General features: G+C 56.2%; 18 protein-coding genes. 12 read left to right on the top strand and 6 right to left on the bottom strand.

The genetic code is table 11. The features are described 5' to 3' along the window. Positions 1 to 2: 2 nt before the first annotated feature. The gene (locus HB393_RS12880) at positions 3 to 1556 is read right to left on the bottom strand and encodes an MFS transporter (RefSeq protein WP_213805581.1); all 1554 of its coding nucleotides are present in this window, start codon (positions 1554 to 1556) and stop codon (positions 3 to 5) included. A gap of 159 nt (positions 1557 to 1715) precedes the next feature. Between HB393_RS12880 and HB393_RS12885 the strand changes: the two genes are divergently transcribed. Continuing rightward, the gene (locus tag HB393_RS12885; RefSeq protein WP_213805582.1) at positions 1716 to 2222 is read left to right on the top strand and encodes a hypothetical protein; all 507 of its coding nucleotides are present in this window, start codon (positions 1716 to 1718) and stop codon (positions 2220 to 2222) included. A gap of 61 nt (positions 2223 to 2283) precedes the next feature. Here HB393_RS12885 and HB393_RS12890 read toward each other — a convergent pair whose 3' ends face one another. Together HB393_RS12890 and HB393_RS12895 are read right to left on the bottom strand one after the other, a co-directional pair. Next, on the bottom strand, positions 2284 to 3825 hold the full coding sequence (locus tag HB393_RS12890; protein WP_213805583.1) for a M20/M25/M40 family metallo-hydrolase: 1542 nt from the start codon (positions 3823 to 3825) through the stop codon (positions 2284 to 2286). Between the two features lie 184 nt (positions 3826 to 4009). Next, a complete protein-coding gene (locus tag HB393_RS12895) occupies positions 4010 to 7225 on the bottom strand; it encodes a carboxypeptidase regulatory-like domain-containing protein (RefSeq protein ID WP_213805584.1) in 3216 nt (1071 codons plus the stop codon). A gap of 306 nt (positions 7226 to 7531) precedes the next feature. Here HB393_RS12895 and glmS point away from each other — a divergent pair, with 306 nt between their 5' ends. The 6 genes from glmS (at position 7532) to HB393_RS12925 (ending at position 13827) form a co-directional block, all read left to right on the top strand. Continuing rightward, a complete protein-coding gene (gene glmS, locus HB393_RS12900) occupies positions 7532 to 9400 on the top strand; it encodes a glutamine--fructose-6-phosphate transaminase (isomerizing) (protein ID WP_213805585.1) in 1869 nt (622 codons plus the stop codon). Positions 9401 to 9449: 49 nt separating this feature from the next. Continuing rightward, on the top strand, positions 9450 to 9740 hold the full coding sequence (locus tag HB393_RS12905; RefSeq protein ID WP_213805586.1) for a BrnT family toxin: 291 nt from the start codon (positions 9450 to 9452) through the stop codon (positions 9738 to 9740). Beyond that, entirely contained in the window at positions 9727 to 10029 is a 303-nt protein-coding gene (locus tag HB393_RS12910; protein ID WP_213805587.1) for a hypothetical protein, read from the top strand. Before HB393_RS12905 ends, HB393_RS12910 begins: the two co-directional genes overlap by 14 nt. Before the next feature lie 250 nt (positions 10030 to 10279). Further along, complete coding sequence (locus tag HB393_RS12915) at positions 10280 to 11548, top strand: acyltransferase (protein WP_213805588.1); 1269 nt, start codon at positions 10280 to 10282, stop codon at positions 11546 to 11548. 104 nt (positions 11549 to 11652) lie between these two features. After that, positions 11653 to 12633 carry a glycosyltransferase family 2 protein gene (locus tag HB393_RS12920; protein WP_213805589.1) on the top strand — a complete coding sequence of 327 codons (981 nt, stop codon included), beginning with the start codon at positions 11653 to 11655 and terminating at the stop codon, positions 12631 to 12633. A 198-nt stretch (positions 12634 to 12831) separates the two neighbouring features. Further along, positions 12832 to 13827, top strand: a complete 996-nt coding sequence (locus HB393_RS12925; protein ID WP_213805590.1) for a hypothetical protein — start codon at positions 12832 to 12834, stop codon at positions 13825 to 13827. Between the two features lie 175 nt (positions 13828 to 14002). On the opposite strand, the gene HB393_RS12930 is transcribed toward HB393_RS12925, so the two are convergent. Next, the gene (locus HB393_RS12930) at positions 14003 to 15166 is read right to left on the bottom strand and encodes an ATP-binding protein (protein ID WP_213805591.1); all 1164 of its coding nucleotides are present in this window, start codon (positions 15164 to 15166) and stop codon (positions 14003 to 14005) included. Positions 15167 to 15938: 772 nt separating this feature from the next. On the opposite strand from HB393_RS12930, the gene HB393_RS12935 reads away from it, so the two are divergent. Further along, the gene (locus HB393_RS12935; RefSeq protein ID WP_213805592.1) at positions 15939 to 16577 is read left to right on the top strand and encodes a DUF2306 domain-containing protein; all 639 of its coding nucleotides are present in this window, start codon (positions 15939 to 15941) and stop codon (positions 16575 to 16577) included. A gap of 543 nt (positions 16578 to 17120) precedes the next feature. Then, positions 17121 to 17456 (top strand): CRISPR-associated protein Cas5, encoded by a 336-nt coding sequence (locus HB393_RS12940; RefSeq protein ID WP_213805593.1) that lies wholly within the window; start codon positions 17121 to 17123, stop codon positions 17454 to 17456. 48 nt (positions 17457 to 17504) lie between these two features. Here the strand turns inward: HB393_RS12940 and HB393_RS12945 are convergent, their stop codons facing one another. Then, positions 17505 to 20024 carry a phospholipase C, phosphocholine-specific gene (locus HB393_RS12945; RefSeq protein WP_213805594.1) on the bottom strand — a complete coding sequence of 840 codons (2520 nt, stop codon included), beginning with the start codon at positions 20022 to 20024 and terminating at the stop codon, positions 17505 to 17507. Between the two features lie 87 nt (positions 20025 to 20111). Continuing rightward, positions 20112 to 20687 carry an elongation factor P gene (locus tag HB393_RS12950; RefSeq protein ID WP_213805595.1) on the bottom strand — a complete coding sequence of 192 codons (576 nt, stop codon included), beginning with the start codon at positions 20685 to 20687 and terminating at the stop codon, positions 20112 to 20114. A gap of 281 nt (positions 20688 to 20968) precedes the next feature. Here HB393_RS12950 and HB393_RS12955 point away from each other — a divergent pair, with 281 nt between their 5' ends. The 3 genes from HB393_RS12955 to HB393_RS12965 all read left to right on the top strand — a co-directional run bounded on the left by HB393_RS12955 (position 20969) and on the right by HB393_RS12965 (position 24081). Next, positions 20969 to 21934, top strand: coding sequence for a hypothetical protein (locus HB393_RS12955; protein ID WP_213805596.1), 966 nt, complete (start codon positions 20969 to 20971; stop codon positions 21932 to 21934). 10 nt (positions 21935 to 21944) lie between these two features. Continuing rightward, positions 21945 to 22262, top strand: a complete 318-nt coding sequence (locus tag HB393_RS12960; RefSeq protein ID WP_213805597.1) for a hypothetical protein — start codon at positions 21945 to 21947, stop codon at positions 22260 to 22262. 418 nt (positions 22263 to 22680) lie between these two features. Then, on the top strand, positions 22681 to 24081 hold the full coding sequence (locus HB393_RS12965; RefSeq protein WP_213805598.1) for a hypothetical protein: 1401 nt from the start codon (positions 22681 to 22683) through the stop codon (positions 24079 to 24081). The last annotated feature ends 31 nt before the right edge of the window (positions 24082 to 24112 follow it).

Below are 24112 nucleotides of genomic sequence, written 5' to 3' on the forward strand. Positions count from 1 at the left end.
CATCACTTGCTGCCGATCGGCTCCGCCTTTGCATCGATCAACACCACAGCACTCAAAGCACTCGCCACTGCAAGCGCCGCCGCGACCCAGAGCACCACGTCGTAGGCGGCGATAAACGATCCATCCAGCAACTGCCTCACCCGAGCATCACTGGTAGTCGCCGCAGCACGTTTTTCCCTCTGAGACTCCACTTGCTGACGCTCCGCCGCTGGCAGCTCCAACCCATCCAGTCCCAGGTCCAGATGCCGGTCGAACGCCGCAGAGAAGACCAGCCCCAACACCGCGATCGCCAACAACCCTCCCAGCCTGGAGACAGCGTTATTCACCCCTGACGCCACTCCCGCCCGGCTCTGGTCGATCGAGCTCATCACCGCCGTCGTCAGCGGCGCGACGCTGATCGCCATCCCAACCCCCAGCACCACGACGGCAGGGAAGACCCCAGTCCAATACGATTCACCCGCGCTCGCCCGCGTAAACAGCCCAAACGCCAGTGCTGCGATCATCGGGCCGATAATCAGCGGCAGCTTCGCTCCATACCGCACAATCAATCCGCCCGACCAGCGCGAGAGCAGGAAGATCAGCAGAATGCACGGCAGCAGCGCTGCTCCAGCCTCGGTCGGGGAGTAGTGCTCCACCTGGATCAGGTCCAGCGGAAGAAAGAACAGCAGCCCGCTCAACGCCGCATACAGCAGCAACGTCAGCAGATTCGCTCCACTGAACGTCCTCGAACGAAACAGACCCAGCGGCAGCATCGGCGCAGAGGAAGAGCGCTCCACCAGGAAAAAGCCAATCAGCGCCGCGACCCCGGCGACGCCTGCGATCGAGGCCCGCGTCCCGCCGTGGCCGGCCTCGATCAGTCCAAACGTGACGCCTCCCCATCCCACCGTCGCCAGCACAGTCCCCCACCAGTCGAGACGTTGTACGCCCTCCGCCCGGCTCTCCGGAACCCGCGTCAGCGTGATCGCGAGCACCGCCAACGCCAGCGGCAGATTGATGAAGAACACCCAGCGCCACGAGACATGCTGAATCAGCCATCCGCCCAGCACCGGCCCCAGCGCCGTCGTCATCGCCGTAAATCCGGACCACGTCCCGATCGCCCTTCCTCGTTCCTCCGCGCAGAACGAGGAGCTGATCAGGGAAAGACTCCCCGGCACCAGCAAAGCTCCGCCGACGCCCTGCAGACCCCGCGCCACAATCAACATCTTCACGCTGCCGGCGAAGCCACACCACATCGACGCCCCGGCAAACAGCACCACCCCCGCCGCAAAGATCCTGCGCCGTCCATAGATATCGCCCAGCGACCCGCCCACCAGCAACAGCGCCGCCAGAAACAACGCATACGACTCAACCACCCACTGCACATCCGTCACGGTCGCATTCAACGCGCCTTGCAGCGCCGGCAGCGCCACATTCACCACCGTGCCATCGATAAACACCATGCTCGACCCGAGGATCGTAGCGGCAAGCACCCATCTCCCCGTCGCACCGGTCACAGCCGGGGGAGTGGCTGCGCCTCGAATCGCTCCATCACCGCAAGGCAGGGCTACGTTCGACATTTGTCTTCACCTCACTCCAAGCTCGAATCATAGCTCTTCAGCATCTTCCTCCTATGAGGCAAGCGGCCAACGAGCGTCTCTGTTGTCCAGGGCAGTCAAATTCAGACGAACCAAGCTCGCAACTTGTATCCCACCAAGACTTACACCTAGACTTTCAATATGAGCCGAAGATTCCTCCCCCTCCTGCTCCTCGCCTTCCTCGCGACTGGCCTTGCGTCCTCCAACCTGCACGCTCAGTCTCGTCTGGCCATCTACGGCACTGGAGGCTTTCAAGAGAGCGGTCTGTCCAATCAAGGCTGGATTCCCGCCGGCATCCTCGGCCTCTACGCCGGAGCCTCGGATCTCGGCCCCCTCGCCATCTCCGTGGACGTCCGCGGCATCTTCTCCTCCGATGCGAAGAGCGTCCTCGTCGGCCCGCGCCTGGCCCTTCACTTTCCCGCCTTCCCACTCAAGCCCTACTCCGAGATCCTGATCGGCGGAACCTCCTACAGCAGAAACGGAGCCTCCGGAAACTTCAACGCCAGCTACGTCGGCGGCATCGATACCGCGATCCTCCCCCACGTCGACTGGCGCCTCTTCGACTTCACTTACCGCCTCAACGAGTCCGGTAACGGCAGCAGCGACCATCAGAAGGCCCTCACCACAGGCTTTGTCATCCGCTTCTAAATCGCAACGAAAAGAGGCGGCCACGGCATCAAGCCATGGCCGCCTCTTTCTCGCGATACAGCTACTCCCGGAACGTAGACTTCCGCCCAACCAGACGTCCATCCATATCCGCCAGCACATACGCGACGACGGACAACATCGCCGTATTCCGTTTGAAGTCATCCGGATCGACCTTATCCAGCGTATCCGCTTCGGTATGGTGCCAGTCGAAGTAGTGCAGCCCGACCGTCCGCGGGCTCAGTGCCGGAACGCCATCCGCAGTGATCGGTCCAATATCCGACCCGCCGCCGCCCGGCGAGACCGTGTCCGTCCCAATCGGCTTCAATAACGCCGCGATGTCCTGCATGTACACGAACGACTGCTTCTCCTCCGCCGAGAGCGTGGTCATATCCAAAGCACCGCGTGCCGGAGGAGCAACCGCAGGAGCGCCGGGCGCAGGAGGAGCTGGCCGACGCGGCCCGCCAAATCCGCCATATCCGATGCCCAACGGCTTCTCCGCGCCGCCGTCCATTTCAAACGCCGCTACCTGGTCGCCAATCTTATCGCCGATCATCTCGCGATAAGCCCGTCCACCCGCACCGCCGTTCTCTTCATTCACCCAGAAGACGATCCGGATCGTCCGCTTCGGCTTCAGGCCCAGCTTGTGGATCAGCGAGACCGCCTCGAAGGTAGCCATAATGCCCGATCCATCGTCCTGCGCTCCCTGGCCTACATCCCACGAGTCGATATGTCCGCCAAGCACGACTACCTGCTCCGGATGCTCGCTGCCGACGATCTCGCCCATTACATTGCCGGCCTTCACGTCGGCCTCCATATGTGCGTCCATCTGCAGATGCACCTGCACCGGACCCTCCGCTGCCAGCCGCTCGATCATCAGCGCATCCTCCACGCTGACCGCCGCCGCCGGAACCTTCGGCTGCTTCTCGTCATACCGCAGCGTTCCTGTATGCGGAGTCTGCATCGCCAACCCCGTCGCCGATCGCACCAACACCGCAACAGCACCCTTCGAAGCCGCTCTGCTCGGCCCAGCAGTCCGGTACTGCGAGTTCACTCCATACCCATGCCAGCCAGGATTGAACAGAACAATCTTCCCCTTCACCTGCTCCGGAGTCAGCTCATCCAACGCCTGGAACGAAGGCACAAAGACCACCTGCGCCGTAATCCCTTCCTTCGGAGTCCCCACACTCATGCCCAGCCCCAGCATATGCAGCGGCTTCTTCACCGCACCCTTGCCAGAGGTCAGAATCTCCCCCGACTCGCTCCCCCTCACCCAGTGCGGCACCATCACCGGCTGCACCTTAACATTCTGCAGCCCGGCCTTCTTCATCAACTCCGCTCCCCACTCAATCGCCGTATTCAACTGCGGACTTCCACTCACGCGCTTACCGATATGGTCGCAAAGATAGGTCAGCGCGGCGTAGCCATCGTTATCCGCCATCGCCGCGGTAAGGATCCTGTCGGCATCGGTCTTGTACTTGGCAGCCAAAGGCCCCGGCACCGCCGGCATCCCCGAGGACTGCTCCCCCGGCAACTGCATCTGAGCCCCTGCCTGCAACGTAGCAAGCAAGGCAGCGGTGGTGACGAACGACATAAAACGGTTCATTTGCATCTCCTATAAAAAAGCTTCTCAACCTAAAAAGGTTCTTAAAATCCTTGCTGACCAACGGCCACAAGCAGACACACCTGTCCGTTACACGCAACGACTCAACAAATAAAAACCGGCTGAGAGGACATCCTCTCAGCCGGTCTATGCATTCGTCATCAACATTCTCTGCAGGTCATCTTTCTTAGAAGATGATCTTGCCAGCGAACTGAACGTTGAACGGCTCGCCCGATCCGATACCAGGTGCGCCCGCGTTGTCACCAACCGTCGTCGTCGATCGGCCAAAGGAACCGGACGTAAATGATCCAATGGAACTGGTATTGGCCAGATTCAGACGGTTGAAGATGTTAAACATCTCTGCACGAATCTGAAGGTTGACGCCTTCATGCAAGGCAGTGTTCTTCACCAGGGAAGCATCCACCGTTCCGAAGCCTGGACCACGGCCATCGTTGCGATGCATCCCGCTGAAGGTTCCCTTTGCAGGAAGCGCATAAGCGGCGGGATTGAACCACTGCACATAAGCTCCTGCGGTTGCAGAGGCGCGAACGAGCGTGTGGGACGTTGTGTAGGGATTTGCAACCTGCACAGCACGGTCTTGAAACTCGCCCGTACCGCTGTTGTTGGTGGTGGTCTTCACGTTGATTGGCTTTCCAGTGAAGAAAGTCATGAAGGTGTTAACCTGCCATCCATTCGTAACCGGCTTCCAGCGCTCAGTGAACTTCGGCACCTCGTAGACAACATAACCGTTGAATGTATGACGGGTATCGAAGTCCGCGTTTCCGTACTCCGAAGCCAGATCCAGTGAATTCTGAGGAGCGAATCCCCGTGTTCCGGAGACGTTATCTAGGCTGTGGCCAAAGGTATAGCTGCCCTGGGCTGTCATGCCATGGTAGCTGCTGGTACGAATCATGGATTGGAGAGAGTGATAGTTAGATCCCGCCCTCGATTCATATTGATTGATCGCCGCGAAGGAAGGGAACTGATTGAAGTATGGCCGCGTGCTCTGGATAGTGGAGCCGGTATTATTCGCTGCAGCCTGGTTAATGTCGCGCAGATTGAATAGCCGGCGGCCGAGCGAGCCAACGTAGCCAATCTGAAGGACAGTGTTGCGGCCCAGTTGATACTCCGTGTTCAGGTTGAAGTTCTGAAGATATGCGTTCCTGAATCCCGGGGATACCGTAGAGACGCCAAAGGTGGCCGCCGCGCCGGTGCTCGGGAGCGGGTCTACATTGTTGGTGATCTGGAAGGCCGAAGACTTCGAGACCGTGAAGACAGGGCTCGGCCCAATCTTGTTCGCTTGGACGCCAACCGATGCTCCATTGCCTGGACGGTTGTCGAAGAAGCCATTCAGATTTGGCAGGTCGTAATAGATGCCGTACGTTCCACGCAGCACCAGCTTGTTCGTAACCTGAGTCGTGAAGCCGAGACGAGGCGCAACATTCCGGTAGCTACGCGGATAAAGAGTATCCCGGTTCTGACCGATGATTGCGAAACCCGTCGAGGAAGACGGATCGAAGTCCGACAAGGTGCCATTTGTCGAGTAAACCGGACCAGAGAAGTCCCAACGCAGCCCATAGTTGAACGTCAGACGGGGCGTGACCTGATATTGATCCTGAGCGAAGAGACTCCACTGGTTCAGATAAAGGTCGCGCTGCAACTGGCCGCGAACGATGCTTCCGGAGGTTGCATAGCCAGCGAGAAAGTCTGCCAGCGCCCGCGTTGTGCCGTCGGCTTCGTTTGCGTAGTTGTTGGTCGGATGAAGTGCTGTATAAGCCGTTCCATCGAAATTAAACGATCCACGAACATTGCGCTGATAAAGCAGGTTCATGTAGTTGCGACGGAACTCTCCGCCGACCCGGATCTGGTGTTTACCGGTAACAAACGTTCCCGTGTCGTTGAGCATGCCGGTGTAATCTTGCCGGCCGAGGGGCGGTGTGGGTCCGACCTGATCGAAGCTTGTAATCGTGATCGTCGGAGCTCCGAACAACGATGGGTCCGTAACTCCTGTAGCTAGGCCAAGTGCAGGAATGTTCTGGTTGTGAACGTTGTCGTTGAAGGTCTGGCCGAAGTAATTGACCGCCGCCAAAAGTTGGTTCGATAGGTGAGGGGTCACAGCCCAGTTGTGTGTGATCGCATAGTTGTGCACATGGTCCGGAGCAACCTGGTAGTACTCCCAGATGTTGGGTCCGGCATTGCCAAGCTGACGACCTGTGCCGATGAAAGCGCGAATGGAAAGAGTTTGCCTGGAGGTCAGGTTCCAATCGACTTTACCAACGGTATTGTCGCTGTATCCGCTCTGCGGACGAGCATCGGTGTAGTTGTTGATCGTAGCGCCGCCCGTGTTCTTGTTACCCTGCGGCCACAAGCTCAAGAGGTTCAAGGCAGTCTGGCTGACCGGAATGCCGTGGTTGTTGAGCAACTGCGTCGCTTGGGCAACCCAGGCTGTAGTTGGTTCAGTCGCAGCCGACTGGGCACCGATAATGTACTTCTGGCGTTCGTAGTTGACGAAGAAAAACAGCTTGTCGTGCATCACCGGACCACCCAGCGAACCGCCAAACTGGTTGTTGCGAATTTTTGGCTTGCGCGCAGTTGTTGCCAGCATCTGGCTCTTCGAGGCGAAGTACTCATTGCGCATGAAGTAGTACGCCGTTCCGTGGAAACGGTTGGTACCGCTCTTCACTACCATGTTGACCAGTCCGCCTCCGTTGCGGCCAACCTCGGCGTTCGCCTGGGATTGAACGGAGAATTGATCGATCGCGTCGATGGGCAGTGTTACGCCGGCGATACCGGAGACACCACCCTGATTCGCGCCCTGTGAGTTGTGGAAGATGTCGTTGTTGTCGGCGCCGTCGATCTGAAAATTATTCTGGTTAGTGCGAGCTCCGTTCAGCGAGCCTGCGCCATTGAAGCCAGGCGTGATCTTGAGCAATTGTGTAAAGTCGCGGCCATTCAAAGGAATATTCGCCACAGCCTGGGCCGGTACGACGGCGGTATTGGTCGAAGACTCGGTGTCAACGGCGATTGCATTTGCATTCACCTCGACCAGCACATTCGAGTTCGACAGGGCTAGCTTCGGGCTTAGCGAATACACAGCGCCTGGGCGCGTTGCGATGTCCACAATCTTTGCCGAAGCAAAGCCGGGTGCCGTGATGGTAATTGTGAACTTCCCAATCGGAAGATCCTGAAACGAGTAGGCTCCATCGCCTGTGCTCGCTGTTTCACGCGTAAGGCCCGTATCCTGCGACAGTAGAGAGATCTGCGCGTTTGGGATAACGGCACCAGTGCTGTCCTGAACCGTTCCGGAGATACCTCCGCGGAACGTCTGCCCCAATACAAACTGCGAGATACTTATCACAAGCAGTAGGAAGAGGAATTTCATTTGCTTTGGATGGGAATTCATTTGGCACTCCTTTTGGATCGCCCGACGCACTCCGGCAAATGCCAGAGTGTTAGGCAGTTTCAGACACGCGTCACCGCCCACCGCGTAGCACAAATACTTGCGGTGTGGGGGAACATAAGAACCCGTGCAGGTAAAAAATTAGGTAATTTCCACAAGTATACCTTCACCGCTTACTAATATGGGAATAAATCTTGTAAAGAAGGGTTAAGCGGCTCGGCCAGTACACAACTCCAAATCTGCACCCTCCCCCAAAAGTCCCACATCCGCCACCTCCCCAATCCACACTCCCCCAACTACACTTGTCGCATGTGTGGAATCGTCGGATACATCGGTCCTAAAGCAGTCGTCCCCGTCATCATCGAAGGTCTTCGTCGTCTTGAGTACCGCGGCTACGACTCCGCTGGAATCGCCGTTGCCGGTGGCCCGGACGGCATGCAGCTTCGCCGCGCGCCCGGCAAGCTCCGCAACCTCGAAGCCGTACTCGCAGACTCCCCCGTCCACGGCTCCTTCGGCATCGGACACACCCGCTGGGCCACCCACGGCCGTCCCACCGAAGAGAACGCTCACCCTCACCGCGACTGCACCGGCACCCTCGTCGTCGTACACAACGGCATCGTCGAGAACTACCTCGCCCTCAAAAAAGAGCTCATCGCCGCCGGCCACACTTTCGTCACCGAGACCGACACCGAGATCATCGCTCACCTTATAGAAGAAGAGATCAAGCAATCCCCCGGCGTCCTCCTCGAAGAAGCCGTCCGCCGCGCCGTCAAACACCTCACCGGAGCCTTCGCCATCGGCGTCCTCTCCGCCAACGAGCCCAACAAGCTCGTCGCCGCCCGCATGGGTCCGCCCGCCGTCATCGGCATCGGCGACGGAGAGTTCTTCCTCGCCTCCGACGTCCCCGGCATCCTCCACCACACCCGCGACATCCACTTCCTCCAGGATGGTGAGGTCGCCATCCTTACTCCCACCGGCGTCGAGCTTACCGACTTCCAGGCCGCACCGCTCAAGCTGAAGATCCAGCGCATCACCTGGGATCCCATCATGGCCGAGAAGGCCGGCTACAAGCACTTCATGCTTAAGGAGATCAACGAGCAGCCCCGCGCCATCCGCGACACGACCCTAGGTCGCATCTCTCTCGAGACCGGCAAGGTCCACCTCGCCGAGATGCAGATCTCCGACGAAGACCTCCGCAACGCCAGCCAGATCACCATCGCCGCCTGCGGAACCTCATGGCACGCCGGCCTCGCCGGCAAGTTCATGATCGAGCGCCTCGCCCGCATCCCCGTCGAGGTCGACTACGCCTCCGAGTACCGCTACCGCGATCCCATCGCCGACCCCCGCGCTATCGGACTCCTCATCACCCAGTCCGGAGAGACCGCCGACACCATCGCCGCCCAGCGCGAGCTCATCTCCAAAGGCTCCAAGACCCTCGCCATCTGCAACGTCGTCGGAGCAGCCGTCACCCGCGAAGCCCAGGGCACCATCACCACCAACGCCGGCCCGGAGATCGGCGTCGCCTCCACCAAGGCCTTCACCGCCCAGCTCACCGCCCTCTTCGTCCTCGCCCTGCACCTCGCGCAGGTCCGCGGAACCATCACCGAAGCCCAGTCCCTCCACCTCGTCGAAGAGCTCAGCAAGCTCCCCGGAAAACTCGAAGATGTCCTGCGCTCCGTAGACGACCAGTGCTTCCAACTCGCCAAGGTCTTCCACACCGTCAACGACTTCCTCTTCCTCGGCCGCGGCATCCACTACCCCATCGCCCTCGAAGGAGCCCTCAAACTCAAAGAGATCTCCTACATCCACGCCGAAGGCTACCCCGCCGGAGAGATGAAACACGGCCCCAACGCCCTCATCGACGAGACCCTCCCCGTAGTCTGCATCGCCACCAAAGACCCCGAAGACCCCTCCTCGGTCCTCAAGTACGAAAAGACCCTCTCCAACATCCAGGAGGTCACCGCCCGCAGCGGCCGCGTCATCGCCATCGCCATCGAAGGCGACGAGGAGATCAAACAACTAGTCGAACACACCATCCAAATCCCCCAGGCCCCCGAACTCCTCCTCCCCGTCCTAGAAGTAGTCCCCCTCCAACTCCTCGCCTACCACATAGCAGTACGCAGAGGCTGCGACGTAGACCAACCAAGGAACTTGGCCAAATCCGTCACCGTCGAATAACTTCGTCACATAAATCCAGGGTTCGATCTTATGCGGAGTATTGCCCTGCATGTCTGTTGCAAATCTCGTCTTTGAGTACGACCCACGCAAAGCTGCCGCCAATCTCCGTACCCACGGAGTATCCTTCGATGAAGCCATCACCAGCTTCTTCGACACCAACGCCATCTCCGAGCCGGACCCGAACCACTCGACACCCGGCGACGAGCGGTTGATCAACATCGGTAAATCCACCAGGAACCGTCTCCTGTTTGTGGTTCATAATGAAGAAGACGGGCGAATTCGAATCATCAGCGCCCGGTTGGCCAGCCCAACCCAGAGATCACTCTATGAAGAATCCTGAGACCTCCGCAGCAACCCCCGCCAAACGCACCGCTGTTCGCGGCAAGTACGCGAACCTGCTTCAGCGCGGAACCAACATCGCCGTCCTCGACGCCGATATAGTCGAACACTTCCCCGACTCTGAGTCAGTCAATAACGCGTTGCGTGCCTTCCTGGCTATCGGGAAACAGGTTCAGTCTGCGTCAATCCACATCCTGCCGAAGACTCCTCGTAGAGTGGGACCTAAAAACTCTGTTACCTTCGATCCACGGAAGGGCACAACCCTGAAAACGCGAGTTGCCGCAAAGTAGTCTTTCCTCGCTATTGGAGATAGCCAGGACGGCGAACTCCTAATCGTCCCTTCCAACTCCTCGCCTACTACATCGCCGTCCTTCGAGGCTCCGTAGACCTCTCCCATCCAAATCTACAACGTTAAGAATAAAAACGAAGCTCTGCAGGCACTTACAACCGAAACAACTACCGATCATGATGAGAGCATCGGAGTAAGCTTTACCCTTAGAGGCCATCCACACTTCTCTTTGACACATTGGGGGCACCATTTTGAATTCATCCTTTTTCTCCCTGCAGTACACGAGCATCCTGCCTTACTTCATTCTCATGGCGCTCTTTTACTTCGAAGCGTCCATCATCCTCCGCACCGTACCCTTCTACAAGCGCGCCCTGGCCCAGGACTTAGCCGACCGCAATCACTTCGCCCAACTCGACGGTCTCCGCGGACTCCTCGCCATCAGCGTCTTCTTCACCCACTCCGAGACGTTCCACCAAATGTGGGTCACCGGCTCCTGGGATCTGCCCCCCTCGAAGTTTTACTCGCAACTAGCCGTCGGCCCCGTCTCCATGTTCTTCCTCATCACCGGATACCTCTTCTGGTCCAAGGCGCAAAAGGGCACCAAAGAAGGCCTGGTCGTCTTCTTCCAACACCGCCTCCGCCGGCTCTTTCCCGCCTATCTCTTCGCCGTGTTGCTGGTTTGCATCGTCATTGCGTTCCTATCGAACTTCCACCGCACCGTCTCTATCTTCAGCCTCATCCGCGGCTCCATCGGCCTGCTCAGCTTCAACATGATCCCCGGGCCCGCCCTCAACAATCTGGAGAACACCTCGCTCATCTACGCCGGCGTCTTCTGGAGCCTTCGCGTCGAATGGATGTTCTACATCGCCTATCCTCTCCTGGCTCTCTTCGCGCGAACCTGGCGTCGCCAACTGCTTCTCGTCCTGATCACCTTCGGACTCTACATCCTTCTGCCCATCGTCCGCGGCCACATGCATGGTCAACACGGAACCCTGGGCCTCGGAACCATCCAGTACTTCATCTTCTTTCTGGTCGCCTTCTTCTCCTTCGGAATGGTGGCTGCCTTTATCAAGAAAAACTATCGGCTGGAATCCCTCGCCAATTCCATGCCCGCAACCTTGCTCGGCATCGCCGTCATCGTGGCCCTCTTTCTCTTCGTCCCGCCCACGCTGGACTGGGTTGAAGGCGCAGTGCTCGTATTTCCTTTCCTGCTCGTCGTCTACGGAAACTCCTTCTTCGGCTTGCTCCTCACCCGGCCTCTCATCCTGCTCGGACAAGTCAGTTACAGCACCTACGTCCTCCACGGAGTCGTTCTCTACACCATCAACCACCTTCTCGCTCGAACCATCAACATGGCGACCATCAGCCCTCTAGGCTTCTGGCTCGTCACCGCACTCATCGGAACCGCGGTGGTCTGCCTCTCCGCCCTCTCCTATCGTTTCTTTGAAGCCCCCTTCATGAAGGGATACGGCATGAAAAAAACTACGATCGTAACCGCTCCCGCCCTTGGTGTGCATTGATCGGGGCACCGTCATCATCGGTCCAATGAAAACTTAGATGTCCCTCCCAAAATCGGCGTCATAGATAAGGGTGAGATCTCTCTCGCACCCATAGGAGGTTAGGTTTGGAACACCCTCTCGTCTCCATCGTCGTATCGTCGTACAACCGGCCCGACATGCTTCAGAAGGCCCTGTCATCCGTGCTCGAGCAATCCTTCCAGAACATCGAAGTCATCGTGCAGGACGACAGCCCCGGCATGGAATGCGAAGCCGTCGTCACCAGCTACAACGACCCGCGCATCCGCTACACGCACAACCGGCCCTCGCTCGGTACCGGAGCCAACCTCCGCGCCGGATACCGCAAATGCACCGGCAAGTACTTCTCCACCCTCAACGACGACGACCTCTACGGCCCCGGCTATCTGGAGCGGATGGTCGCTATCCTCGAAGCGAATCCCACCTACTCCATGGCATTCAGCGATCACTATCTGATCGACGGAGACGGAACCGTCCTCCAGGAGGCGAGCGACAACAACAGCCGCCACTTTGGCCGCGCAACCCTCCCTCCCGGCTCCGTGTCCGATCCCATCCACTCCGCCCTGATCACCATGAGTGTCCCCGGAATGTTCGCCCTCTACCGCGCCGAAGCCATGGATCTCGACGACTTCCCCGACGAGGTCTCCTCCGGATACGACTACTGGCTCGTCTACCTCGCGGTACGCAGTGGTCAGCCCATCCACTACACCCCCGAGCGCCTGACCTCCTACCGCGTCCACGGCGGAAGCCAGACCGCCTCCTTCCAGGCTCCCAAAGAGAGGATGCGCTCCTACAACTTCGCCGAGTACATCGATCACAGAATTCTAGCCGACGAGCGCGTCCGCTCCGTATGGCCAGACGTACGTCAGCGCCTCAGCCAGATGCACACCTCAGGCGGCTTCGCCAACCTGCGCTTGAATCAACGCGCCGAAGCCAGACAGCAATTCCTTCTCTCCATCCGCAACAAAGCCACCCCACGCGCCCTAGCAGGCCTGCTCCTCACCGCCGCTCCCACCTTCGTCTTACAGCGAATCTTCAAAAAAAGATACGAGCCCAAGCCCGCAGAGTAAGCAACTGGCAGGAGCGTTGTGTGTACCATGACACTCTTTCGATGGGGCAGCCACAAGGAGCCGACTGAAACGTACATCGCAGTCCGCAGAGGAATGAAACTAAATTTATTCTTGACCGGATTCTAGTTTTGTCGCTAGTGTAGTTGCATTAACGTCTGGGCCCAGGTTTAACAGTTGAGAGTATTCCTGAGGTGTATCGTGACGCCATCTAATGAAAACCCAAATCCTTCAATTTTAACTTCAACTCCAACAACTCCAATAGATGGCAGTACTCCTACTAGGATTGAAGGAATGGGATTCAAAATTGAGATTCCACTTCCTAAATGGGCAATCGCTGGAATCGGTGTCATTGTTATTCTTGCTTCAGCTGGAGCCGGAGCTTTTTTTACATTTAAGAACATAGCTAATTCAGTTATTGTTCCCAAAGATCAACTAAGCGTATATCAAGCTACTCAGTTTCACGCACTTAGTGATCCAGAAGATCACCAAGACATCATTATCAAAGATTTTCCTGATGAAGGAGCCACCTTGACGATTCGCCACTATCATAGTGACGGTTGCGTGCAAGTAATTCGCTTTAATCATGCGTTGAAAAGAGGCGATAGTAAATGGTTGTTCGCCGCTTTAAGTACTCACCTAACTGGAGATGGAACTAAAAGCGGAGATATTAGAGATCCGCCCAAATTGCCACAAGTTGAAATGAAAGCTAAGGTTCTTGAGACTTCTCTAGGCGGCCCTATATCGCCAGGTTGGCACAATTTGATCAGTAGAAACTTATCAACTGCACCAACGACTGCAAACTTTATATTGGCGAGTGAGTCCAGTTCTCATAAATCTGATCCAGTTGTACGAGAGCCATTATTGGAGGCTGCTCGAGGAAAACTGGAAGCGACGAGCGAACCACAGGAACCTCAGATGGCAGATCCGGTGAAACAGGCTATTAGGGGCCTTCTACGACAAAGTGCCGATTCATTTCCCGCGACGTTTGCAAACTATCAGGGGGGAAGATGTATGGATCCGCATCCGGGAGCTTTCGGAGTTACAAACCAACAGGTCAATCAGTGCATAGTTCAAGTTTGGAGAAATTTTCAAGACGGGTGTACACACTTCCAGTATTTCAATGCTTGCACGGGCAGCTGGGATGTTTATCCTAACGGAGCTCCTCATGTGACTTGGACTAGATGCGTACATTAATTTCATCGACAGATGGCCCACCCGTCACTTAAATTAAAAACTAGCTTCAGTGCTTCATTTTCGCGACCTTGTTCTCTGGTTGTTCGCTTACTGCATAGCGGCACGCTGAGGCTATGATGTGGATTCGACCAAACCTTGACGGATACCGTTACAGCCAAATAAACAACCCGAGAAATTAAAAACCACGCGGAGGAAACCATTTTCCCTCAGCATTGAAATTACGCGATTTTTCGATACCGCAGGCGTTCCAAACCAAGTCAAGAGTCGGACGTAGTGTTTCTAATATGGATTCAGTCAGAGCAGAGAAGACCATTTCAGGCAAGATTAGATGATCTTGCAAAATGGGATCTGTACTGTCGAAACTATTGATTCCTAGTTGAGCCCCTCGCATATTGGTCATCGTCAGACCCACCGCAATGGGAGCTTGAACTCCAATCGTGTTTAGTAAGCTGATATATCTCGGAAGAGTCTCAATCAAGAGACGCTCATAGGCAACAGACGGCAAGTTATTTTTTCCGTTTGGCAAGATGTGATTAAGAATTCTTCCTTCGACCGCTTCGATAATTCCATTGCGATAAAGATGAACATAAGTGCTGGAAGTTTCACGAACCTCGGAGTAGGCCATGATCCCTTCGAAGGTGATTCGATTCCCCCAACCACTGGTATTCATTGGTCGAAAGTCATTTGAATTCTTGACTACGGATAAGTCGTAAGACTGTTCGTGGGTAAAAGCTTCAAATGGCATAAGGTGGAGAATGAACTTAGAACCATCCACCATCGGAATAGCAGGCTTTCCAGCGATAATCTCGAAGAGACGATCCGTTCTAAAAGCTCGCATTCTCTCGGTGAATGCCGCAGCTTCGGTGAACGATCGGCGCAATTGTTGCACGTCCAGCGAGTATTTACCCGCTGAGGTTCTTCCGTAGAACTTATCGTGGCCCTTGAGGATGACTCGATGCGGGCCGTTCCAACTTTTGTGTACACGGATTAGCAGAACCCTCCCACTCTTAGATTCGATTAACTTCAGAGAATGTCGAATGCGAGGTTCAAGTCCCGAACCGATAAGACTATCAAGGCGCAATACCTCCGAATCGACATCTGATATCCCGATGTCGATGATCGAAGAAGCGCAGCCGTCCAACTCTTGAATGCCGAACAGCAAGTCTCCTCCAGACGTGTTTGCCAACGCTGAGACATCAGCTAAAAACTCTTTTTTGTCAGTATCTGTTGATCCCGGCAACTCTCTCTTGAATTCAAGTGAGATGGATTCAGCTATCGAGTTACTTATAAGTGACTCGATATCAGCAGGTGTGACTTGGTCGAAGGGCTTGGCTATCAAACTTCACCTTGTTTCTTGAATTCAGCAATAAGTTGTTTGCCGTCTATTATTTTCCAAACCACCAAAGGCTCACATCGAAGCGCATCAAACGCTGCGATGTGAGCCCTTGGCGGAGAGGATGGGATTCGAACCCATGGTACTCGTGAGAGTACGACGGCTTCTTAGGCCGACACTTTAAGCCGCTCAGACACCTCTTGACAGACGCCTCGGGCGCCCCTCAACAACTGTCCGCCTGAGGTTATCATGACAATATCCGATTCGGTGGGCGAATATACTGGTCGTCCTACAATCTCTCCTTGCCTGTGCACACTGGCAACGAAAGATTGCCCATTCGAACCTAATATCAACTAACTCACCACAACCCGCAGCCAAAACAGATCTCCAGCCCTGAGCACGAATGTCTACCTCTTTCCAGCGTCCCGACTCGGACGCGGGCCAAGCCCTGTTCTGAGTTCTCCTATTTGCTGGAATCGCCGTTGTGCCTCACGATAATCTCTACCTCTAAATCCCGACACTGTCGAACTCCAGTCGCGCATTCGTCACACACAGACGAAGGTTCTTTTAGCTTGCAGCCATCATCTAACGCTCAGAGGCAGACTCACTTAGCCCGAAGACTTCGACGTCCATCGAAATACCTTTTGGAATGGCCAATCGGTTGCAATCAGTTGATCGGTTAAAGAAGGCACCCGAGGCTTCCGGCTGCTGCACCTAAAACCCTGATATAACTCACTACAACACGAAGCCCCAAACACATCCCCAGGCGCGAATATTCATGTCCAACTCTCTCCCGCGTCCCGGCGCCTCCCGGAACCTGGCCAAGAACCTGATCTGGGCCTTCCTCGGAATCGCCGGAATCTTCGTCCTCATCGATACCGATGTACCCCTCCTCTACCAGCCCAGCGCCTACCGCACCAAGCTCATCAAGGACGTCGTCCTCCTCGTTCCCCACATCATCTCCGGAGTCCTGGCCACCGCCCTCGGACCCTTCCTCTTCTCCACCCGCTTCCGCCAGCAGCACTTCAAACGGCACCGCATCATGGGCCGCGTCTACGTCATCTCCGTCGCCATCTCCGCTCCCACCGCCCTCATCCTGCAACACGGCGGCAATCCATTACTCTTCTTCGCGAACGGAGCCACCGCCGCCCTCTGGTTCCTCTGTACCCTCGCCGCCTTCCTCGCCGCCCGCAACCGCCAGATCCAGGTCCACCGCCAGTGGATGATCCGCTCCTACGTCTTTACCCTCAACTTCATCTTCTCCCGCATCCCCAACCCCATCCCCGCCTTCTTCAACATGTCCGACGAAGCCTTCTCCGTCACCCTCCTCTTCCTCTCCTGCTGCTACCTCGTCCTGCCGGACCTCTACTTCAACTGGAGCGAACTAACCACCTCCCGCAAACCCCCAAAAAACTAACCCACCCAAAACGCCCGGGTGCCCTATCCTTCGTTATTGTCGTTCGGATTAAGCGTAGGGCTTTAGCCCTACGAAAAAAGCCACGTCGTAAGGGGCTTTAGCCCCGGGCCTTCTTCCACCAGTACGGCGAGCTAGGCCCCGTAGAGATCGAATCCGAATGGACACACCGCCGGACAGAATCCAAAATCCTGTCAAGCCCCTGAACTCCCCACCAACCCCCTAAGTCCTTCAAACAACGAAAGATAAGAAATAAAACAAAGTGGCATGTTAGTTATGGCCCGTTTGATAAAATAGAACCAGCGAACAAAAAAGAAAGCCCCGGCCATCCGGGGCTTTGCTCTTTAAACAATCGAATCCCCGTAACTCCAACCGCTGCACGTACTTGGACGTAAGCCCTTTGTCTGCAATATTTTGGCACGGCTCGTGCCCCGTATCTCAGTGCAAAGACTGCGTTTATCCGCGGGCAAGGGGGGGCACCCACCCCCTTTACTCCTTACTTACGCCCCGCCCTATAGCGTGGAGTAAGAAGGGAGGCATCTTCACATGCCGAACGTGCACGGTATCGATTTCAGCGACAAGCAAGCTGAGCTCGTCAAAGACTTGATTCGAGAGCTACTGAAGGACGGCGGCTGCGCCGTCTATGCATTGCGCAACATGAAGCCCAGCGGAGAACTCCGCATGGCTCAATCTCCACCCACTCCGGGACCGAGGACTGCCCACGGCGTCTTCCTCCGGATTCGCCCTGGAGTAAAAGAAGCGACCATCGTGCGTCCGATGAACGCCAAGGCCGGTGAGAAGTTCACACCTGTAGCCAAGCTCACTCAGGCCCAGACGCTCGAAACCATCCGGACCTGGCGCAAGCAAACCGCACCTAGATAGCGCGCAGGCAGACAGCCCATCTTAGCCAGACAAAGCTAAGATGGGCCGCTAAACCAGCCCACCCATCAGAGGATCGCTGAAGCTGGACCGCCCCGTCTCCACCCGCCCAGCGAAGCGAGACTCACCCTTGGCTCCCTCCACCTTCACCGAGAAGTCATACCAGCCATGGCTCCCCTTGAGGTTGAGCACAACAGAAGCCTCCCGTCCCGCAGCAATCTTCTTCGTCACAACGCCGGTCTTATAGGAGTTGTCCTGCACCACCACCGAAGCCGCCCGCTCCCCATCATTCCGCAGACGAACCTCAACATTCCCACTCAACCCCGCCCCCAGCCGCTCGTACAAAGCATCGACCCGCAAGGCAGCCGCCCCCGAATCTCCCGAAAAAGAACGATAAAAACCATTCGGCCCATGAACATCGATCAAGTAACCAGAACTCGCAAACAGCTCCAAAGGAATCTCCTCGCGAAGCGCATCGCCAGCCTTCACAGCATAAGTCGCTACAACTAAACCTGCAGCGTCATGCGTATGACGCAGATACACGTTGAACGGAGCTCCAGCCGAGCGCTTTCCATGCACCTCGTTCCCAGCCTTCATATGCAACTCAATCTTGGCGCGATCCGCACTCAAGCGAGCATCCGCATAGAGCTCATAAGGAAGCGAGCAAGCCGGACGAATCCCCTTCTCCTGATGCGCTGTCGCAGGCGAATGCCGCTGATTCCGATTCACCTCTTCGATCTCTGCTAAGGTCAGCTTCCTGAAGTTCGAAGGAACCTCCTTGTAGCGAGCCTTCTGAATCCCAACGACAAACTTGTCGCGGTTCAGGAAGTCGAGCTTTCCTTCCTTCCCATTGTGAGGACGAAAGCACGAGGTGAGATCTCCGGAGATGGATCGACGCCACGCACTGATGTTCTCCTCGCGCACCTTCTTGCCATACTTCTTCTGCACAAAGTCTTCCAGAAACATCAAGGTCGAAGAGTGATCGAAGAGCTGAGAGTTCACCCAGCCACCACGAGTCCACGGAGAAGCGACGACCATCGGCACGCGATAACCCATCCCAATCGGTCCGGAGCGCGCCTGCTCCTTGTTGACACCTTGCTGCAACTCGTCCTCAGCATAGGTGTACTCGAGTCCCGTATCGATACCATCGGACGCGCGTCCCGTCTCCGGCCGCTTCGGATCCGCGGCGACAAAGGAAGGCGCGTGATCGAAGTAGCCATCGTTTTCGTCATAGGTCAGAATGAAGATCGTCTTCTTCCATACCTCAGGATTCTTGGTCAGGATGTCCATCACCTCGGAGACGTACCACGCTCCGTACCAAGGTGACGACGGATGGTCGGAGAACCTCTCCGGCGCGCTCAACCAGGAGACCGTTGGGAGCTTCCCTTCGTTTACGTCGCTCCGAAAGCGATGCAGAATATCGCCCTTCGGCACCATCATCTCTTGCTGCTTGCCATCACCTTCGAAGGAGAGCGACTCCAGGGATCTGTAATGTGGATCTGAGGTGTTGGTGATGAAGGCAGCATCGTGAAGCGCCCGTTGCTCCGGGGTAAGTGCCTGGTAGCGCGGAGTACCGCTGTCTTCGAGCGCCTTGTTCATCTTTTCGATTCGGTTTTGGTTGTTCGCGAGCCTTGCCCGAATCTGTGCTGCGCTGTGCTGATCCTTCTGGTCCGCCAAGGAGTGTTCGAGTTTTGCAATCTGCGCTGTAAGGAAAGCAATCTGCTCCTGCATCCAGGAGACGCAGCTAGGATAGGCCTCGATGTTATAGGCGGCGAAGTACTCGAGCAGGTTGCAGCCGTAGTTCGACAACCATGCTTGTTCCTCGTGGCTTAGTCCGCCCGATCTTGTCAGCTCATTCTGATAGAACTTCCAACTTACTCCGGCCTCATGCAGCCGTTCGGGATAGGTCTTCCAGGTCATGCCGCCAGTCAGAAGCTCGTCGTTGCGCATGAAGACTTTGGAGTCAGCGCGCTGCTCGTCCCGCACGGTTCCAGTCCAGAAGACACTGCGATTGGGAGTGGTGCTGGTCATTACGGAGCAGTAGTTCTGATCGCATACCGTGAACGCATCCGCCAGTTCATAGTAGAACGGCAAATCTTCGCGAGTGTAGTGCCCCATGGTGAGCGGCAGATGCGAGTATTCAGGCGTACCGGAGCGTTTGGCTTCCAGCCATCCGTCGTGGCGGCCGCCGTTCCAGGCATCCACCTGGCTGTTGCGGGAGTGAGGGACAGATCCCATCCAGGTGATGCGTGTGTCCCGGATGTCCAGTCTCCACGGAGCGTACGAATCGCCAGCGGCATCGGTCTGAACGAACACAGAGTTCCCGTTGGCCAGCCGAATTGCGCGTGGATCGTCGAATCCGCGAACACCTTGCAGAGTGCCCAGGGCATGATCGAAGGAGCGGTTCTCCTGCATAAGGATGACGATGTGCTCGGCATCCATATAGGTCGATCCTGCTGCTGGTTCGATTGCGTATGCCCGCTTGATGGAGTCGGGAACGAAGCCAGCCACGCCAGCCGCACCTGACAGCATTGCCGCTGCCTTTAAAAAGTCTCGCCTTGTTTGCGCCATAGTTCTTTCTTACGCAAACTATGTTATCGCCAGATTAATGCGAATCGTTTCGCGGCAATTTGAGACTGCTATCGACCGGGGATGAACTTATGCGCGGCCGGCAAACTCGCGGTTCTCCGTCGATACTTTTACCTTTTCTCCATCTTTGATGAAGAGGGGAACACGAATCTCCAGGCCGGTCTCGAGCTTGGCTAGCTTTGTTCCGCTGCCGCTCGATGAGTCGCCGCGCGATCCTGGTTCCGCATAGACGACGTCCAGTTCCACGAAGATCGGAAGCTGTAGACCGATAGGATTGCCGTTGTACTTGTGCAACTGGATCAACGCACCCTCGATCAGGAAGTCCAAAGCGTTGCCGACCATCTTGTCGGTAAGCGTCAGGGTCTCGTAGCTCTCCTGGTCCAGGAAGTGAGAGCCGTCACCATCGCTGTAGAGATAGGAGGCTGGGACGATCTGGAGGTCCGGCTCCTTGAACTTGTCGTTTGCCTTGAAGGTCTTCTCAAAGACCGCGCTGGTGAGGAGATTGCGCATCTTGAGACGCACCAGGGTTTGCGCGCCACGGGCGGTAGGAGAGGTTACCTCTGCTTCCAGGCAGGCATACGGGGTATTTTCAAGCTCAAACAAAGTCTTGCGCTTGACGTCAATCGCATCGATTAATACGGCCATGAACTCCTCATCGGAAGGTTGCGGCGGACTGACGGCAACCCGATACTGACTTTAAGTATAGGGGAAGGTGCTCGGGCGATAGAAGATCGAAGCTCCGTTCGAGATTCCCGCTACGGAGGGATCAGAACTAGTCGGGCAGTCGCCTCTCTCTTCCGACCACCTCATGAAGATTTGCGCCAGCGATCTTCATGAGGTCTTGTCGAATATTCTGCTTGCCAAACGCAGCCAATCGGCCCATTCTGGATCGCATTCCAAAGATATATAGAGAGAGGTCGCCTAACGTGAAGAAGGCTTTGCTCCTCCCGCGAGTTCTCTCGTTGGCTATGGCCTTTTGTCTTATTGCAGCTCTGGCGCCTCTCTCGGGATGTGTTCCCGAGGGATATGCTGCGACAGTTACCGAGTTCGAAGAGTCCTCGGATAGACTTACCGGGGTCTTTCACTCGCTTCTGGTCAATGCGAACATCACCGAAGAGAATCACTTCATCGACAGCCAGGTCTTTGCCGCGCAGCCTATCGATCCGGTCTCCATTCAGGGCTCCGACATTCTCACGCCCAATGAGATCAAGCTCCGCATCTCGGCCATTCGAGCGCTCGCGGACTATACGACGGCTCTCGCTACTTTGGCGTCGGGCCAGCCCGCGGCGCAGATTCAGATCGACGCAAATAACGCCAGTGCCAGCCTGCAGACTCTCTCGGCGGATGCGGCATCTGCCCTGGCCCACCCTACCGAGGGTTCCACCACTCCGAACTTCTCCGGCGCCATCGGCTCCGCCGTCAGTGCTATCGGAGAGGTCATTGCGTTGGTCGAAAAGCGTCGAGGCGAGAGGGAGATCAGGGAGAGCCTGAGGAAGAACGACCCTCAGCTTCGGGCACTCTTTGAGTTGATGAGCAAAGAATCCAGGGAGCTTTACGCACGGCAGAGATTGACCCTCAGAGCCACTGGGGTCATTCTCTTCCATGATTACGATGTCGCTCGCCGTGCGCAATCCGCAAATTCCGCCGTCCTAATGGAACTTAGCGACCGCATCAAGCGATATCGAAGAGACACGGCGCTTATCGACGAGGCGGATCCGTCGCGAGCCATCCAGGCCTTTCAGAGATCGCACGACGCACTCGTTGAAGTGATTCTGGCGCCGAAAGAGAAGAAGAAAGAGTCGCTGGCGCAACTGATTGGAGCAGTCAAGGCTTTCGCTTCCGAGGTCACTCCGCTAGCCGAGGATATCTATGCAGTCGGAAGACCTTCCTAAGGAGAGACCGGTGAGCCCAGAGGATCTGTTGGCCCTGATCGTGGTTGCAATCGGGCGGCTAGATGCGTCCATGAACGGTCTGCACGACCAGGATGAACTGTGGGAGCGGCTCTACAAAGCGAGAACTCTTCTCGACGAGAAACATAAACTGTTGCTCAAGGCGGAGCTCCAAGCGGACGACGCCGAGTTTCAAAGGTTGACCGGCGACCTCCAGAGTGCAACCGAGAAGCTGAACGCGAAGATCGGTGATATGACGAAGATCGACTCGATCCTCAAGATCGTCTCTGAGATCGCTTCCAATGCCGACAGCATCTTGAAGCTCGTCTGAGAGGCTAACTCCGAAACCGGTAACGCTGAATCTACTTCTGACCGTCCCGTTTGATGCATCCCACTCTGGGACATTCTTACTGCAGGCTTGATCGAACACAGTGGTTCGATCTAAGGTCTGTCCTTCGAGGGCTTTGCACTTTTTTGTCGCGGACTTCGGAACCTCCGCGGTTAGTTCTCCGAATGAAGATCGGTCGGATCGAGCGAAAAGGTTCAAGCGGTTCGCTTGTCAGCTCTAACGGATCATCTATATAGTGTCGGCTCGAACTGAGCCGGAGTATTTCCGGTCTCCAAGTCCATTCAGCCTATGTATTTAGAGTCAGGGTGTTTAAGTGCAAATTTTAGGCAACACGCAACCCCAATCCAGCGCACCTCCAATCGCAAGCCATCCCTTCGAGCACGACGAGAGATGGCTTCTTGTGCAGCGTATCGTCCGAAGCAGGCACTTCGTCAAGGCCTCTCAACTCCGAGAGATTCTGATCTACGTCACTCACCGTGCTCTCTCCGATGAGGGCATCGCGATTCCCGAGCACGAGATTGCGTGCCGTGTGCTCGGACGTAGGGAAGGCTTTAATCCTAACGACGACAATATCGTTCGCGTCCAGGCCGGGCATCTCCGCAAGAAGTTGGAACAATACTTTGCGACCGATGGCCGAGGTGAAGCCTATCTCCTCGTCATTCCGAAGGGAGCGTATGTTCCTCACTTCGTGCCGAGACAGAGTGAGGAGGCGCTCGACAGATCGATCTTGAGGTTCGAACCGAATCCAGAGAGTCCTCAATCCAATCTGACGACTCAAGTCTTGATCTCTTCGGAGGTCAAACGAGCTGCGTCTCTTTCCTCGCCGACTTACTCCGATCTTGACGAGGCCTCCTTGCTCGAGCCGTTTCCTCAGCCGTCCGCGGAGATAGGGACGCGATGGTCTCTCCCATCCCTTCGCAAGGTCCAGTGGTACTGGACGCCGCTGGCGTTCTGCCTGGGAGTTGGCGCTGTGGTCGGCTTCTATCGGCTCGGTCCAACTGTGCCGTCTGTCGCGGTGACGAAGGTCCTTCCACGCAACATTATCGAACAGCATATCTTTGCTCCGGGTGTCCCTCTTTCCATCGTTGCTACGGATTCGAGCCTTGTCCTGCTGCAAAATACTCTGCATACCGATATCTCCGTGGGCGACTATATCGATGGCCAATATCCATCGAGCATCCTCTCCCAGTCGCCGGATGATGGGAGACGTGCCGCTCTGGAGAATGCCACGGCTGGGCGCTATACGAGCCTCGGGGATCTGACCATTACCTGGCAGTGCGAGGAGTTGGCTCAGCAGTTGGGAGTTTCGGCTACGCTGCGTTACGCACGCTATATGAGCGTTCGGGACTTCGAGAAAGGGAACTTCATCGTCATTGGAAGCCGAAGAGGAAATCCCTGGACCTCTCTCTTTGAGCCGCAACTGAACTTTGCCCTCGAAGAAGATAAAGCGACGCATATGTTTCATTTTGTGAACAAGAATCCGAAGCCTGGGGAGCAGAGAGAGTATGCCAACCAGCAGGAGCCCCATGGGGACTATCTCAGCTATGTCGACATTGCACTGATTCCGAATCTCACGAAGACAGGATATGTTCTTCTCCTTAATGGATCGGTGATGGACTCGAACGAGGCGGCTGCTCATCTGATTTTGAATGGCACTTTATCTGCACCACTGCTGCATGCAATCAATGACCAATGGAATAAAGCACAATCGATCGAAATCTTTCTTCGCGTTCACTCCGTCGGCGGTGCACCCAGTAAAGTCGAGGTAATTTCTCCGCGGATTGGGTTCGTGAGTCCATAGACGATCTGTGCGATTCTCCTGCGGTTTCTTT

The organism is Granulicella sp. dw_53 (genome assembly GCF_018449545.1).
In the GTDB taxonomy this organism is placed as follows: Bacteria; Acidobacteriota; Terriglobia; order Terriglobales; family Acidobacteriaceae; genus Edaphobacter.